Origin of the sequence: Croceibacterium ferulae, assembly GCF_003660445.1 — a bacterium.
GTDB lineage: Bacteria > Pseudomonadota > Alphaproteobacteria > Sphingomonadales > Sphingomonadaceae > Croceibacterium > Croceibacterium ferulae.
Genome location: NZ_QZVQ01000004.1, coordinates 225,596 through 240,047, shown reverse-complemented (window position 1 = coordinate 240,047; position 14,452 = coordinate 225,596). Strand labels below are relative to the sequence as shown.

Below are 14,452 nucleotides of genomic sequence, written 5' to 3'. Positions count from 1 at the left end.
GGGGCTGGCCGGTGCATTGATTGGCGATGCCCGGCCCCACCCTCCAGCCTGTCCTGGTCCCGATACTGGGCGATCAGCTCACCCCCACCCTCTCCAGCCTGGCGGGCCGCACTCCGGCGGACACCGTGCTGCTGCTGATGGAGGTGGCGGAGGAGACCACCAATGTCCGCCACCACAAGGCCAAGATCGCCCTGATCCTGTCCGCCATGCGCCACTTCGCGGCCGAGATGCGGGCCGCCGGCTGGCAGGTGGACTATGTGGAACTGGAAGATCCCGCCAACACTGGCAGCTTCACGGGGGAGATCGCGCGCGCCATCACCCGCCACTCTGCCGCCGCGGTGCAGATGGTGGAGGCCAGCGAGCTGCGCGTGATGCAGGCCCTGCGCGCCCTTCAGGCGGACAGTCCGGTGCCGATGCGCATCCTGCCGGACGACCGCTTCATCTGCTCCCTGCCCGAATTCTACAGCTGGTCCGCCGGCCGGCGGGAGCTGCGGATGGAGTTCTTCTACCGCCAGTTGCGGATCGAGACCGGCCTGCTGATGGACGGCGCCGAGCCCGCCGGCGGGCAATGGAACTACGACCGCGACAACCGCGCACCCCCGCCCCGCCAGCTGGACGCACCGCCGGTGCCGCAATTCGCCCCCGACGCGATCACGGCGGAGGTCATCGCGATGGTCGAACGCCTGTTCCCCGGCCATTTCGGCTCTCTCGCCCACTTCCACTGGCCCGTCACCAGCCTGGAGGCGGAGCAGGCGGCCCAAGCCTTCATGACCCAGCGCCTGCCGCATTTCGGCACCTGGCAGGACGTCATGCTGCACGGGGAGGACGCGCTGTTCCACTCCCTGCTCTCAACCTCGCTCAATCTCGGCCTGCTCGATCCGCTGGACCTGTGCCGCCGGGCGGAGGCGGAATACCGCGCCGGCCGCGCCCCGCTGAATGCGGTGGAGGGCTTCATCCGCCAGATCCTGGGCTGGCGCGAATTCGTGCGCGGCATGTACTGGCTGCACATGCCCGGCTTGCGCGATGCCAACTGGTTCGGCGTGACCCGCCCGCTGCCCGATTTCTACTGGACGGGGGAGACGGACATGCGCTGCATGGCCGATTGCGTCCGCTCCACCCGCGACAATGCCCACGCCCATCATATCCAGCGCCTGATGGTGCTCGGCAATTTCGCGCTGATCGCCGGTATCTCTCCGCAGGAGCTGGAGGACTGGTTCCTGGTCGTCTATGCCGACGCTTACGAATGGGTGGAGCTGCCCAATGTGGCAGCGATGTCGCTGTTCGCCGATGGCGGCACGCTGGCCAGCAAGCCCTATGCCGCCAGCGGCAATTACATCAACAAGATGTCCGATTATTGCGGTGCCTGCCGGTATGACGTCGACCAGAAGACCGGGCCGGATGCCTGCCCGTTCAATCCGCTCTATTGGGACTTCATGGTCCGCAATCGGGAAAAGCTGGAACCCAACCGCCGCATCGGCCGGGTCTACGGCACGTGGGACCGGATGAGCGAGAGCCGCCGGGCGGACACCCTCGCCAGCGCGCAGGCCGTGCTGGACGCGCTCGTTCCCGCCGCACCGGGGTGGGCGCGTGCGGATTAGCGCTTACATTGCCAACAATCGCCTTTGGCCCTAAGGGCTGGCGCAAAGTCGCCCCGCCGGGCGCCAGCAGGAAATACGCCCATGTCCCGCCGCCGCCAGATCTACGAAGGCAAGGCCAAGATCCTGTATGAAGGTCCGGAACCCGGCACCATCATCCAGTACTTCAAGGATGACGCCACCGCCTTCAACGCCCAGAAGAAGGGCACGATCAACGGCAAGGGCGTGATCAACAACCGCATTTCCGAACATGTCTTCCTGCGCCTGTCGCATATCGGCATCCCGACGCATTTCATCCGCCGGCTGAACATGCGCGAACAGCTGGTCCGCCAGGTGGAGATCATTCCGCTGGAAGTGGTCGTGCGCAACGTTGCCGCCGGCTCCCTGTCCAAGCGGCTGGGGATCGAAGAAGGCGAGCCGCTGCCTCACACCCTGATTGAATATTACCTGAAGTCCGACGAGCTGCAGGATCCGATGGTTGCCGAAGAGCACATCGCCTGCTTCGGCTGGGCCACGCATGAGGAGATGCAGGACATCTCCTCCATGGCGATCCGCGTGAACGATTTCCTGTGCGGCATGTTCGCCGCGATCGACATCCGCCTGGTCGACTTCAAGCTGGAATTCGGCCGCATCTGGGATCAGGATTATTCGCGCGTGATCCTGGCGGACGAGATTAGCCCGGACAATTGCCGCCTGTGGGACATGACCAGCGGGGAAAAGCTGGACAAGGATCGCTTCCGCCGCGACCTGGGCGGGGAGGAGGAGGCCTATCAGGAGGTCGCCCGCCGCCTCGGCCTGCTGCAGGGTGAGGATGGCCCGGGCGAGGTGTTCGACATGTCGGCCCATCGCTCCAAGCTGCGCAGCACGCCCAAGCCCAAGAAGTAGACTGATCAAGGCAGGCAGCATGAAATCGGAAGGCGGCGCAAGACCTCGTCGGCGCCCCATTCGTATCGGTTCTGTCCTGATCTCTGCTTAAGCACTTGCACACAAATCCGGTGTAGGTCAGCCTCCGCCCGAGTACGGGCCTGGGGGATTGCATGCTCACACTGTTCTACTGCATCCGGGACCAGCATGACTGGCGTCTGCTGGCGCTGGCCCTGGTCCTGTGCAGCGCCACCTGCTGGGCAACGATCACCCTGGTCCGATCGGCGCAGCGCGCCCGTAACCGGAACCGTCTGCGCTGGACCGCACTCGCGGCCACCGCGACCGGCGTGGGCGTCTGGGCAACCCACTTCATTGCCATGCTTGGCTACGATCCGGGCGTCGCGGCCGGGTACGAAGTCCTGCTGACCGCCATTTCCCTCGCCATCGTCACCGCTGCTGCCGGCCTGGCCTTCTGGCTGGCACTGCGTCTGGGCGGGTGGCGCGGTGCCGTGGCTGGCGGCATCGTGCTGGGCTGCGGCATTTCGGCGATGCACTATGCCGGCATGGCTGCGGTGACGTTTCCCGGACGCTTCCTGTTCGATCGGGCGGGCGTCACCGCCTCCGTCCTGCTGGCGATCGCACCGTTGATTCCTGCACTGCTCCTGGCACTCGATTGGCGCGGGGCCCGCAGCGCCCTCGGCGCGGCGATGCTGGTCGCGCTGGCCATCCTGCTGCTGCACTTCACCGGCATGGCGTCCATTACCGTGGTCCCGGATGCCGCGCGTGATCTTGCGGGCAGTTCCACCGTGCTTTCGCCCATGAACCTGGGCACGCTGATCGGGGTGGTCGCCAGTGGTCTGCTGGCGCTGCTGGGCATGGCGTCGCTGTTCGCCTCGCGCGCGCGCTTCACCATCGCCTCGCGCGAGCGGGAGTTCGCGCTGCTGGTGCAATCGGTGCAGGGGCTGGCGATCTACATGCTGGCGCCTGACGGCACGGTCTGTTCCTGGAACCGGGGCGCCCGCAGCCTGAAGGGCTACACGGAGGATGAGGCGATCGGCCTGCCGCTGGCCGCCTTCTACCCGCCCGAGGATTCACCCGACGCGATCGCCGCCACACTGGCCGCCGCTGCCGAGAACGGCACCTTCAAGACCGAAGGCTGGCGCTGCCGCAAGGATGGCAGCCGCTTCTGGGCGCATGTCGTGGTCATGGCCATGCGCGACGATGCCGGCATGCTGACCGGCTATGCCAAGGTCACGCGCGACATGACGCAATATCGCGTCAGCCAGGAACGCATGGCGGTGCTGACCGCCAATCTGGATACCGCGCTCACCAACATGCATCAGGGCCTGTGCCTGTTCGACGCGGAGGAGCGGCTGCTGCTGGCGAACACGCAGGCCGCCACGCTCAGCGGTTTCGCGGCGGAGGAAATGCAGCCGGGCATGACGCTGGCGGACGTGATCCGGCTGCATGCCGAACGGCGGGACGGTGTCGCCGTCACGGCCGAGACGATCGAGATGGCGCTTCACCGGCACCGCCAGTGCTATCGCGATCCGGATGGCGGCATGCTGGTGTTCAATTCGCCGGACGATCGCACGCTGTGCATGCGGCATCGCCCGCTGCCCGCCGGCGGCTTTGTCACCACCCTGGAGGACATCACCGAAAGCCGCCGCGCAGCCGCCCGGATCGAGCACATGGCCCTGCATGACGCACTGACCGGATTGCCCAACCGCCCCGGCTTCGCACAGTCGCTGGACGATGCGCTGGCGCGATCCGGGGTGCAGGGCGGGCAGCTGGCGGTGATCGGGATCGATCTGGACCGGTTCAAGGAGATCAACGACCATCACGGCCACGCGGCCGGCGATCTGGTGCTGCGGCAGCTGGGCCAGGCATTTCGCGGCCTGCTGCAGGATGGCGAAACGATCGGCCGCATCGGCGGGGATGAATTCTCCGCCTGCAAGCCGTTCACCGAAACCGATGATCTGGCGGAATTCGTCCGCCGGCTGGAGCAGGCGCTGGAAACGCCGATCATCCTTGGCGAACAGCGGATCATCCCCGGCGGCAGCATCGGCGTCGCGGTCTATCCGGCGGACGGCACCAGCCGCGAAGAGCTGGTCAACAATGCGGATCTGGCGATGTACCGGGCCAAGGGCACGCTGGGCCAGACGACCTGCTTCTACCAGACCGGCATGGACCAGTCCGCCCGCGCGCGCCGCTTCATGGCCAGCGAGCTGCGCGAAGCGGCGGAGCGGGAGGAATTGCGGCTGGTCTATCAGGTGCAGCGTTCGCTGACCGATCACACGATCACCGGTTACGAGGCGCTGCTGCGCTGGCACCACCCGGTGCTCGGCTGGGTCTCGCCCGCCGACTTCATCCCGGTCGCGGAGGAATGCGGCGCCATCCTGCCGATCGGCGAATGGGTGCTGCGCACCGCCTGCCGCCAGGCCGCCGAATGGCCGCGGCCCTGGCGGGTGGCGATCAACCTGTCGCCGGTGCAGCTGATGCATGTCGACCTGCCCGCATTGGTGGCGCAGGCGCTGCTGGAAAGCGGGCTGGCCGCGCATCGGCTGGAGCTGGAGGTGACGGAAAGCGCCGTCATCGGCGACAAGCTACGGGCGCTGCACGTGCTGCGCGGGATCAAGGCGCTGGGCGTCACCATCGCCATCGACGATTTCGGCACCAGCTATTCCTCGCTCGACACGCTGAACTCCTTCCCCTTCGACAAGATCAAGATCGACCGCTCCTTCCTGATGGATTCTTCCGGCAGCGAACGGGCGCGGGCGATCATCCGCGCGGTGCTGGCGCTGGGCCGCAGCCTGGATGTGCCGGTGCTGGCGGAAGGGCTGGAAAGCGCCGACCAGCTGATCCTGCTGCGGGCGGAAGGCTGCGACCAGGCGCAGGGCTATTTCTTCGGCCGCCCCGTCCCGCTCGACCATGCGGAGATCACCCGGCAGGAAGGGCTCAGCGTGGTGCATTGACGCGCAGGCCGCCGCCCATTGGCGGTTCATCTGCGCGCGGGCATGGCACGGGCGTGATCCGCCTGTCCCCCGCGCTGCCCCTCGCGCTCCTCGCCGCCACCCTCCCCCTCCTGCCCGCGCCTGCCGCCGCGCAGGTCTCCGCCATCGCCGCCAGCGACCTGCCGACCGATCCCGGCTGGCGCATCGGCACGCTGCCCACGGGCCTCACCTACCTGATCCGCGCGAACGCGACCCCCGCCGGACAGGGCACGGTGCAGCTGTGGATCGGCAGCGGTTCGCTGGAGGAACATGATGCCGAGCGCGGGCTGGCCCACTTCATCGAACACATGGCCTTCAACGGCTCCACTCATGTGCCCGAAGGGGAGATGGTGCGCCTGCTGGAACGCGAAGGGCTTGCCTTCGGGGCGGACACCAACGCCTCCACCGGGTTTGAACAGACGCTCTACCGGCTGGACCTGCCCCGCGCAGACCCGGCTTTGCTCGAAACCGCCCTGATGCTGATGCGCGAAACCGCGGGCGAGCTGACCTTCGACCCGGCGGCCGTCGCCCGGGAACGCGGCGTGGTGCTGGCCGAACTGCGTACGCGCGACACCTACGCCTATCGGGAGACGGAGAACGAGTTCGCCTTCCTCTATCCCGGCGCCCGCTTTCCCCATCGCATGCCGATCGGCAGCGCCGATGTGCTGCGCACCGCCGGAGCGGACCAGCTGCGCGGCCTGTGGCGGCGGCTCTACCGGCCGGACAATGCCGCCCTGATCGTGGTGGGAGATTTCGATCCCGCTATGGTCGAGGCGGCGATCCGCGCCCGCTTCGCCGACTGGACCGGTGCCGCCCCCGCAGATGGCCCATCCGCCGGGCCCGTGCCGCTGACCCTTTCCGGCCTGACGGAGATCTACCGGGATCCGGCTCTGCCGGAACGGGTCAGCGTCATCCGCCACGGTCCGTGGGTGGAAGGGCTCGACAGCGTGCAGCGCCGCCAGACACGGCTGCTGCAGTCGATCGGCTATGCCATCGTCAACCGGCGGCTCCAGCGGCTCGCCCGCATGCCGGACCCGCCCTTCAAGGCCGCCGGCTTCGGCACGGGGGAGGTGTTCGGCGCGGCCCGGTCCACCCGGCTGATCGTGGATGTGGTGGAGGGCGGCTGGCAAGTGGGCATCGCCACCGCGCAGGCGGAATACCGGAGGGCACTGGCGCAAGGCTTCACCGAAGCGGAGCTGGCCGAACAGCTGGCGCAGCTGCGCACCGCGCAGGAACAGGCCGCCGCCGGCGCCGCCACCCGCAGCCACGCCAGCCATGTCGCCGCCGCCATCGCCCTGCTGGACGATGGCACCGTGCCGACCACGCCCGCCAGCTCGCTTGCCCGGTTCGAGGCTTTCGCCCCCACCATCACCGCCGCTGCCGTCCACGCCGCGCTGGCGGAAGATGCCGTGCCGCTGACCGATCCGCTGATCCGCTGGGAAGGCCGCACACCGCCTGAAGGCGGTACCGATGCCCTGCGGCAGGCTTGGGATACCGGCATGGCCGCCCCGGTCGCCACCGCGCAGCACGGCACCGCGGACGAATGGGCCTATGCCGACTGGGGCACGCCCGGCACGGTGGTGGCCGACAGCACCGGCCCGATGGGCATCCGCACCCTGACCTTTGCCAATGGCCTGCGGGTCAATCTGAAGCACACGGACCTTGCCGCCAATCGCATCAGCCTGCGTCTCGGCCTGGATGGCGGCCGGCTGCTCGACACCGCCGACCGCCCGCTGGGCACCGCGCTGGCGGACTCGCTGCCCGCCGGCGGGCTCGGGCGGCACTCGGCCGATGCGCTGCAATCGATCTTCGCCGGCCGCAACGTGCAGCTGGGCTTCAGTACCGGGGAGGACCGCTTCACCTTCTCCGCCAACACCACGCCCGCCGATCTCGCGCTGCAGCTGCAGCTGCTCGCCGCCGCGCTGACCGATCCGGGCTACCGGCCGGAGGGGGAGCAGCAGCACCGGCGCGCCGTGGCGGATTTCTTCGCCCGCGCCGCCGCTACTCCGCAGGGCGCGCTCGCCACGCAGCTTGGCGCGATCCTGTCGGACAACGACCCGCGCTTCTCGCTCCAGCCCCGGGCCGAGCAGGAGGCGGCATCCTTCGCCGACCTGAGCGCCGCCATGGGGGATCGGCTGGCGAGCGGCGCGCTGGAGCTGGCGCTGGTCGGCGACTTCGACGAAAGCGCAGCCATTGCCGCCATCGCTGCCACGCTGGGCGCCCTGCCCCCGCGCGAGGCGGATTTCCGCGCCCATGCCGACAACCGGTCCCGCAGCTACACCGCCGACCGGACACCCCGCACACTGTATCACGACGGCCCGCCCACCCAGGCGCTGCTCCGCCTGTCTTGGCCCACCACCGACGGCAACGATCTGGCCACCTATGTGCGGCTGCAATTGCTGGAGCGCGTGGCGCAACTGGAGCTGACCGACAGCCTGCGGGAACGGCTGGGCCAGACCTATTCCCCCAGCGCCAGCGCCACGCTGTCGCGCACCTGGCCCGATTATGGCGAGTTCGCCCTCTCGGCCGGGATCGCGCCCGATCAGGTCGCTGCCGCCCGCACCGCGATGCTGGCCACGGTCACGCGGCTTGCCACCACCCCGATCGACGAGGACGAGCTGCTGCGCGCGCGCCAGCCCCTGCTGCAGGCCTATGCCAACGCGCTGAAGGGCAATGGCGGCTGGCTGGGCCTCGCCACCCGGGCGCAGTCCCGGCCGGAGGATATCGGCCGCTTCCAGGCCACGCCCGAACTGATCGCCGCCATCACTCCGGCCGAGCTGCAGGCAACCGCCGCCCGCTGGCTCGACGCAGGTCAGGCGCTGGAGGTCACCGTCCTGCCCCGGTCGCAGGCGCCGCTTTCCAACCCCGAACCGGCAGAGTAGCTTTCGGGCCAATGGCCCACATCACGCACCCGCAGCCCGACGCCACGCCCCCGCGCAGCCTGCCATGGTGGCGGCACCTCTATGTCCAGGTGCTGATCGCCATCGCCGCCGGCGCCGCGCTGGGCCATTTCGTGCCGGAGACCGCGCAGACGCTGAAACCGCTGGGCGACGGGTTCATCAAGCTGGTGAAGATGGTCATCGCCCCGGTGATCTTCCTCACCATCGTCACCGGCATCGCCGGCATGCGCGACCTCGCCGCCGTGGGCCGTGTCGCCGCCAAGGCGTTCGCCTATTTCCTCACCTTCTCCACCCTGGCGCTGATCGTCGGCCTGCTGGTCGCCAACATCGTGCGACCCGGCGACGCGCTGCAGGTGGACCCGGCCACGCTGGATGGTGGCAGCGTCGCGCAATATGCCGAAGCCGCGCATCACGGTAGCACCCTGCCCGAATTCCTGCTGGGCGTGATCCCGGACACCGCGCTGGGCGCGTTCACCTCCGGCAACATCCTGCAGGTGCTGCTGCTGGCCGTGCTGTTCGGCATTGCGCTGGCATTGATCGGCCCGCGCGGGGACCGGCTGCTGTCGGCGCTGGAGGATCTCTCCGTCGTGGTGTTCAAGCTGGTCGCCCTGGTGATGCGCGCCGCGCCGATCGGCGCGTTCGGCGCGATGGCCTTCACCATCGGCGCCTATGGCATCGGCGCGCTGGCCGGCCTGGCCGGGCTGGTCGCCACCTTCTACCTGACTTCGCTGCTGTTCGTGGGGGTGGTGCTGGGCACGGTGGCCCATCTCGCCGGCTTCTCGCTGTGGCGGCTGGTGAGGTATCTGCGCGCCGAGCTGCTGCTGGTGCTCGGCACCTCGTCATCGGAAAGCGCGCTGCCTTCCCTGATCGAGAAGATGGAGCGTGCCGGCTGCCCCAAGCAGGTGGTCGGGCTGGTCGTGCCCACCGGCTATTCCTTCAACCTGGACGGCACCAACATCTACATGACGCTCGCCGCCCTGTTCATCGCGCAGGCCACCGGGGTCGAACTCACCTGGGGCGAGCAGGCGCTGCTGCTGGGGGTGGCCATGCTGTCGTCCAAGGGCGCGGCGGGCGTAACCGGCGCGGGCTTCATCACATTGGCCGCCACGCTTTCCATCGTGCCCTCCGTGCCGATCGCCGGCATGGCGCTGATCCTGGGCGTGGACCGCTTCATGTCCGAATGCCGCAGTCTCACGAACTTCATCGGCAATGCGGTGGCGACGGTGGTGGTCAGCCGCTGGGAAGGCGGCTTCGACAAGGCGCGCTTCGAAGCGGCCACCAGAGGGAAGCTGCCGACGATGGATGTGCAGGAAGCGCGGGAGGGCTAGGCACTAATATAAGGTTTTGCTTATATACTTATTGACTCACGCCGCCACTACGTCGATCTGGGCCGCGTCGAGGTTCCCCGTTCCAGGCATGGCAGCGGGGCTAAGACGGGAAGCCGGTGAGTTCCCGCAAGGAGCGAGTCCGGCGCTGCCCCCGCAACTGTAAGTGGCGAGCGGCGGTCCCATTTCGTGTCACTGGCGCCTCGCAAAGGGTGCCGGGAAGGCCGGGACCGACGCGTTGACCCGCAAGCCAGGAGACCTGCCTTTCGACGCGATAACGTTCCTCGGACGGGGGTTCCTCCGGTGGATCGCGCCAGATGCCCGACGGCGTCGCGCGTTCGCCGGTGTCCGGCGGGCCGCCCCCCGTTCGTGCCCGCTTGCGCGCTCCGCTCCGGCCCCCTGCCCGGCAGACCAGGAGTCCATTTCGATGACCGTCACGACCGCAAATCTCGGCTTTCCCCGCATCGGCCCCCGTCGGGAGCTGAAGACCGCCACCGAAGCCTTCTGGGCCGGCAGGATCGACGAGGCCGCGCTCCTCGACGCGGCCCGGGCGCTGCGCGCCGGCAACTGGGATCGCCAGAAGGCCGCCGGGCTGGACGTGATCCCGTCCAACGACTTCTCGTTCTACGATCAGGTGCTCGACACCAGCGTCATGGTCGGCGCCATCCCCGCAATCTATCGCGCGATCGGCGCGCCGGACTCGCTCGACCTGTATTTCGCGATGGCGCGCGGGCGGCAGACGGGGGCGGTGCATGACGAAGCCGAGCGGTCCGGCTGCATCCACGATCATGGCGCCGGGACGGATGTGCCGGCGCAGGAAATGACCAAGTGGTTCGACACCAACTACCACTACATGGTCCCTGAAGTGACCGCAGATCAGGCTTTCGCGCTCACGACGTCGAAGCCCGTCGACCACTTCAACGAGGCCAGGGCCCTGGGCCACCACACCCGCCCGGTGATCCTGGGTCCGGTGACCTGGCTGCTGCTCGCCAAGTCCAAGGATCAGGCGCTCGATCCCCTGTCGCTGCTGCCCGCCCTGCTGCCCGTCTATGCCGAACTGCTGACGAGGCTTGCCGCGGCAGGCGCCGACTGGGTGCAGATCGACGAGCCCGCGCTGGTGCTGGACCTCACCGATGCCGCGCGTGACGCATACCGCGCCGCCTATGCCGAACTGGCGAAGGTCGACGGCATCAAGCTGATGCTGGCGACCTATTTCGGTGCGCTTGGCGACAATCTGGACACGGCATTGTCGCTGCCGGTCGCCGGCCTCCATATCGACCTCGTTCGCGCACCCGAACAGATCGACGCCGTGCTTGCCGGGGCACGTGACGATCTGGTGCTGTCGCTGGGCGTGGTCGATGGCCGCAACGTCTGGAAATCGGATCTTTCGGCGATCCTCGACCGCTACGAAAATGTGGCCAGCCAGGGTTGGCATGTCCAGATCGCCCCGTCCTGCTCGCTCCTGCACGCACCGATCGACCTCGATCTGGAAACGAAGCTCGATCCTCAGGTGAAGGACTGGCTCGCATTCGGCGTCCAGAAACTTGCCGAGCTGCACACCCTGCGCCTCGGCCTGGCCGAAGGACGCGGCGCTGTCACCGCCGAACTGGCCGCCAATGCGGGATCGCTCGCGCAGCGTCGCCAGTCGGCCCTGACCAACAACAAGGCGGTGCGGGCCCGTCTGACCCAGGTCACGGCCCACTGGTCGCGCCGCAGGCAACCCTTTGGCGAGCGCATCCGTCAGCAAAGGGCCATCCTCGACCTTCCGCCGCTGCCGACCACCACGATCGGCTCCTTCCCGCAGACTCCGGAGGTCCGCCACGCCCGCGCCGCCCACGACAGGGGCGAACTGGACGGTGCTGCCTACCAGCAGTTCCTGGAGATCGAGACCGCCCGCGCCATTCGCTGGCAGGAGGAGATCGGGCTGGACGTGCTCGTCCATGGCGAGTTCGAGCGTAACGACATGGTGCAATATTTCGGCGAGCAGCTCGACGGCTTTGCCTTCAGCCGCGCCGGCTGGGTGCAGAGCTACGGCTCCCGCTGTGTCCGCCCGCCGATCATCTATGGCGACGTGTCCCGCCCCCGGCCGATGACCGTGCAGTGGTGGCACTATGCGCAGGGCCTGACGGACCGGCCGATGAAGGGGATGCTGACCGGCCCGGTCACGATCCTGAACTGGTCCTTCGTCCGTGACGATCAGCCGCGGGAAGAGACCTGCCGCCAGATCGCGCTCGCCATTCGTGACGAGGTGATCGATCTCGAACAGGCCGGCGCCAGGATCATCCAGATCGACGAGGCGGCGCTGCGCGAAGGTCTGCCGCTGCGGCAGGCGGACTGGCAGCATTATCTCGACTGGGCGGTCGAAAGCTTCCGCATCTCCGCCTCCGGCGTCGCTGACGAGACGCAGATCCACACGCATATGTGCTATTCAGAATTCAACGAGATCATCGGTTCGATCGGCGCGATGGATGCCGACGTCATCTCGATCGAGACCTCGCGCTCCCGGATGGAGCTGCTGGATGCCTTTGTCGACTACAAGTACCCGAACGAGATCGGCCCGGGCGTGTACGACATTCACAGCCCGCGCGTTCCCTCCGTGCCGGAAATGGCGGACCTGCTGGTCAAGGCCGGCGAGCTTCTGTCGCCGGACCAGCTGTGGGTGAATCCTGATTGCGGCCTGAAGACCCGCAAGTGGGAGGACGTGAAGCCCGCACTGGTCAACATGGTGGAAGCAGCCAAGGCGGCGCGGTCGGCACTCGCCTGATGGCGCACGTCCGGGGATGGCTCCGCTGTTCCCGGACGTTTGTTCCCAGCTTCGCACACGGCAGCCTGATGGCGGAGATCGGCCGGTTGTGGCATCTGGTAGAGCATGATCGCGATCAGGCGGAACAGGCCCGAGGAGGGCGAACGGATCGTCTCCATCTGGAGGAATGCGGTCGATGCGACTCACGCCTTCCTGTCCCCGGACGATCGCGCCGCCCTTGACGAACTGGTGCGCGGCTTCCTGCCGACCGCGCCCTTGTGGGTCGCGACCGATCGGGATGATTCCCCGATAGCGTTCATGCTGCTGGACGGCGGACACATGGAGGCGCTGTTCGTCGATCCGGCCCATCATGGCCTCGGCATCGGCACCGCTCTGGTGCAGCACGGCCTGTCCCTGCACGGGCAGATGACGACCGATGTGAACGAGCAGAACGCCCAGGCGGTGGGCTTCTACGAACGGATGGGCTTTCGTCGTGTCGGCCGGTCACCCCTGGATGGGCAAGGCCGGCCCTATCCGCTGATCCATCTGGCGTTCGGCGGGCAAGCGATCGCACCTGTGCAGGCGTAAATCCGGAACCTGACGGGCAGCCAAGCGATCTGAAGCAGTATGGCTGGCCGATGCGCCGGACCCGTTTGCAGAGGATTATCTATGCGCCTTCCCCTGGCGATTGTTGCCTGCCTGTTTGTTGCCGGGTGCGGAGATGCCGGCGGTCCCACCGTGATCGACGGCAGCAGCCAGGCTGCATTCGAGGAAAGCCTGAAGGAGGCGCGCGGCGATGTCGGCCCGAGCGACCGCATCAAGCTGGAAGCCGCCATTTCCGAACACCGCGCGCGCATGTTCGCCAAGGCTGACGACCGGCAGGAATATCAACGGCTGGTGCGGGAGGGGATGGATGGCCTGACAGCGCCGGCGATCGTCGCCCAGTTCGACGAGGATGTGACGCGAGTGCAGGGCCAGGCGGCCGACGCCGTATTCGACGCCAAGCGCGCCCTGTCAGGCAGTTGATGCAACTTTCGCCGGGTCGGCTGAACGCTAGTCGGCAGCGGTGGCTCGGCCCGGGATGAAGCGGTTGATCGCCTGGGCCAGGGCGATATCGCGCTGGCTCACATCTCCGGCATCATGCGTCGTCAGCCAGATCTCCAGCCGGTTGTAGACGTTGAACCATTCGGGATGGTGATCCGCCTTTTCGGCCACGACCGCGATCCGCATCATCAGGCCCATCGCCTCGGCGAAATCCGCCAGCTTGAGCGCGCGGTGGAAGGCGCGCCGGGCCGGATCGTAGGTCCAGCCCGGCAAGGTGGCGAGCGCGCCCGCCCGTTGCTCCGGCGTCAGGGCGGCAATGGTCGGGGCGTCAGCCATTATGCGTCACCGGGATCAGGACGCCGCTGATCGCCCGCGCCTGCGCGCTGGCCAGGAACAGGGCCACGTCCGCGATCGCCGCGGGCGTGGTCCAGCCTGCCGGGTCCGCATCGGGCATGTCGGCCCGGTTGCGCGGCGTATCGATGATGCTGGGCAGGATGGCATTCACGCGGATTCCCCTCGGTTTCAGCTCGCTCGCAAGCGCCTCCACGATGCGCGCGACCCCGGACTTTGCGGCTGCATAGGGCGCCATGCCGGCGCCTGCGGGCTCGGCCGAGGCCGCGCCGACGCACAGGATGGTGCCGCCATCGCCGATCCACGGCAGCCCGGCCTGAACGGCGCCGAGCGTCGTCTCGACATTGTCGCTGAACAGCCTGCGCCATGTCTCGGGGCTGCTCTGCTCGACGGTGCTCCATTCAAAGCCGCCGACCAGATGGACCAGCGCATCGATCCCGCCACCCAGGGCGGCAGCGGCATCGCCCAGCGCAGATCGCGCACTGGCCGGGTTGGCAAGATCACCGGCGGCAATCTGGTGGGCGCCATCGGGCAGGTCCGCCACGGGTCGACGGACAATGGCCGCCACCTGGTCGCCCTGGTCGGCAAAGGCCTGCACCACCGCCCTGCCCAGCGCCCCGCTGGCTCCTGTGATCAC

10 protein-coding genes and 1 riboswitch are annotated in these 14,452 nt (G+C 68.1%); of the genes, 8 read left to right on the top strand and 2 right to left on the bottom strand.

Translation table 11 applies throughout. The annotated features are described in order from the left end of the window. Positions 1 to 26: 26 nt before the first annotated feature. From D5S08_RS06385 to D5S08_RS06350, 8 genes are all read left to right on the top strand, one after another. The gene (locus tag D5S08_RS06385; protein ID WP_121116687.1) at positions 27 to 1,598 is read left to right on the top strand and encodes a cryptochrome/photolyase family protein; all 1,572 of its coding nucleotides are present in this window, start codon (positions 27 to 29) and stop codon (positions 1,596 to 1,598) included. Positions 1,599 to 1,679: 81 nt separating this feature from the next. After that, entirely contained in the window at positions 1,680 to 2,480 is an 801-nt protein-coding gene (gene purC / locus D5S08_RS06380) for a phosphoribosylaminoimidazolesuccinocarboxamide synthase (RefSeq protein WP_121116685.1), read from the top strand. 152 nt (positions 2,481 to 2,632) lie between these two features. Next, positions 2,633 to 5,434, top strand: coding sequence for a bifunctional diguanylate cyclase/phosphodiesterase (locus tag D5S08_RS06375; RefSeq protein WP_121116683.1), 2,802 nt, complete (start codon positions 2,633 to 2,635; stop codon positions 5,432 to 5,434). A gap of 53 nt (positions 5,435 to 5,487) precedes the next feature. Then, entirely contained in the window at positions 5,488 to 8,334 is a 2,847-nt protein-coding gene (locus D5S08_RS06370) for a M16 family metallopeptidase (protein WP_241557255.1), read from the top strand. Between the two features lie 11 nt (positions 8,335 to 8,345). Further along, positions 8,346 to 9,680, top strand: a complete 1,335-nt coding sequence (locus D5S08_RS06365) for a dicarboxylate/amino acid:cation symporter (protein ID WP_121116681.1) — start codon at positions 8,346 to 8,348, stop codon at positions 9,678 to 9,680. 55 nt (positions 9,681 to 9,735) lie between these two features. Further along, a riboswitch (cobalamin riboswitch) is annotated at positions 9,736 to 9,958 on the top strand. Between the two features lie 146 nt (positions 9,959 to 10,104). Beyond that, positions 10,105 to 12,441: a 5-methyltetrahydropteroyltriglutamate--homocysteine S-methyltransferase gene (metE, locus tag D5S08_RS06360; protein ID WP_121116679.1), complete on the top strand. Its 2,337-nt coding sequence runs from the start codon at positions 10,105 to 10,107 to the stop codon at positions 12,439 to 12,441. A gap of 105 nt (positions 12,442 to 12,546) precedes the next feature. Further along, a complete protein-coding gene (locus D5S08_RS06355) occupies positions 12,547 to 13,008 on the top strand; it encodes an acetyltransferase (protein WP_121116677.1) in 462 nt (153 codons plus the stop codon). An 81-nt stretch (positions 13,009 to 13,089) separates the two neighbouring features. Next, positions 13,090 to 13,446, top strand: a complete 357-nt coding sequence (locus tag D5S08_RS06350; RefSeq protein ID WP_121116675.1) for a hypothetical protein — start codon at positions 13,090 to 13,092, stop codon at positions 13,444 to 13,446. Positions 13,447 to 13,473: 27 nt separating this feature from the next. On the opposite strand, the gene D5S08_RS06345 is transcribed toward D5S08_RS06350, so the two are convergent. Continuing rightward, positions 13,474 to 13,800 carry a 4a-hydroxytetrahydrobiopterin dehydratase gene (locus D5S08_RS06345; RefSeq protein WP_121116673.1) on the bottom strand — a complete coding sequence of 109 codons (327 nt, stop codon included), beginning with the start codon at positions 13,798 to 13,800 and terminating at the stop codon, positions 13,474 to 13,476. After that, positions 13,793 to 14,452, bottom strand: a complete 660-nt coding sequence (locus D5S08_RS06340) for an SDR family oxidoreductase (RefSeq protein WP_338322944.1) — start codon at positions 14,450 to 14,452, stop codon at positions 13,793 to 13,795. The genes D5S08_RS06345 and D5S08_RS06340 overlap by 8 nt, the downstream gene beginning before the upstream one ends.

What these genes read in the sequence shown, in the direction of transcription:
- D5S08_RS06385 (WP_121116687.1), top strand. Translation starts at nt 27, where the DNA reads ATGCCCGGCCCCACCCTCCAGCCTGTCCTGGTCCCGATACTGGGCGAT.
- purC (WP_121116685.1), top strand. Translation starts at nt 1,680, where the DNA reads ATGTCCCGCCGCCGCCAGATCTACGAAGGCAAGGCCAAGATCCTGTAT.
- D5S08_RS06375 (WP_121116683.1), top strand. Translation starts at nt 2,633, where the DNA reads ATGCTCACACTGTTCTACTGCATCCGGGACCAGCATGACTGGCGTCTG.
- D5S08_RS06365 (WP_121116681.1), top strand. Translation starts at nt 8,346, where the DNA reads ATGGCCCACATCACGCACCCGCAGCCCGACGCCACGCCCCCGCGCAGC.
- metE (WP_121116679.1), top strand. Translation starts at nt 10,105, where the DNA reads ATGACCGTCACGACCGCAAATCTCGGCTTTCCCCGCATCGGCCCCCGT.
- D5S08_RS06355 (WP_121116677.1), top strand. Translation starts at nt 12,547, where the DNA reads ATGATCGCGATCAGGCGGAACAGGCCCGAGGAGGGCGAACGGATCGTC.
- D5S08_RS06350 (WP_121116675.1), top strand. Translation starts at nt 13,090, where the DNA reads ATGCGCCTTCCCCTGGCGATTGTTGCCTGCCTGTTTGTTGCCGGGTGC.
- D5S08_RS06345 (WP_121116673.1), bottom strand. Translation starts at nt 13,800, where the DNA reads ATGGCTGACGCCCCGACCATTGCCGCCCTGACGCCGGAGCAACGGGCG.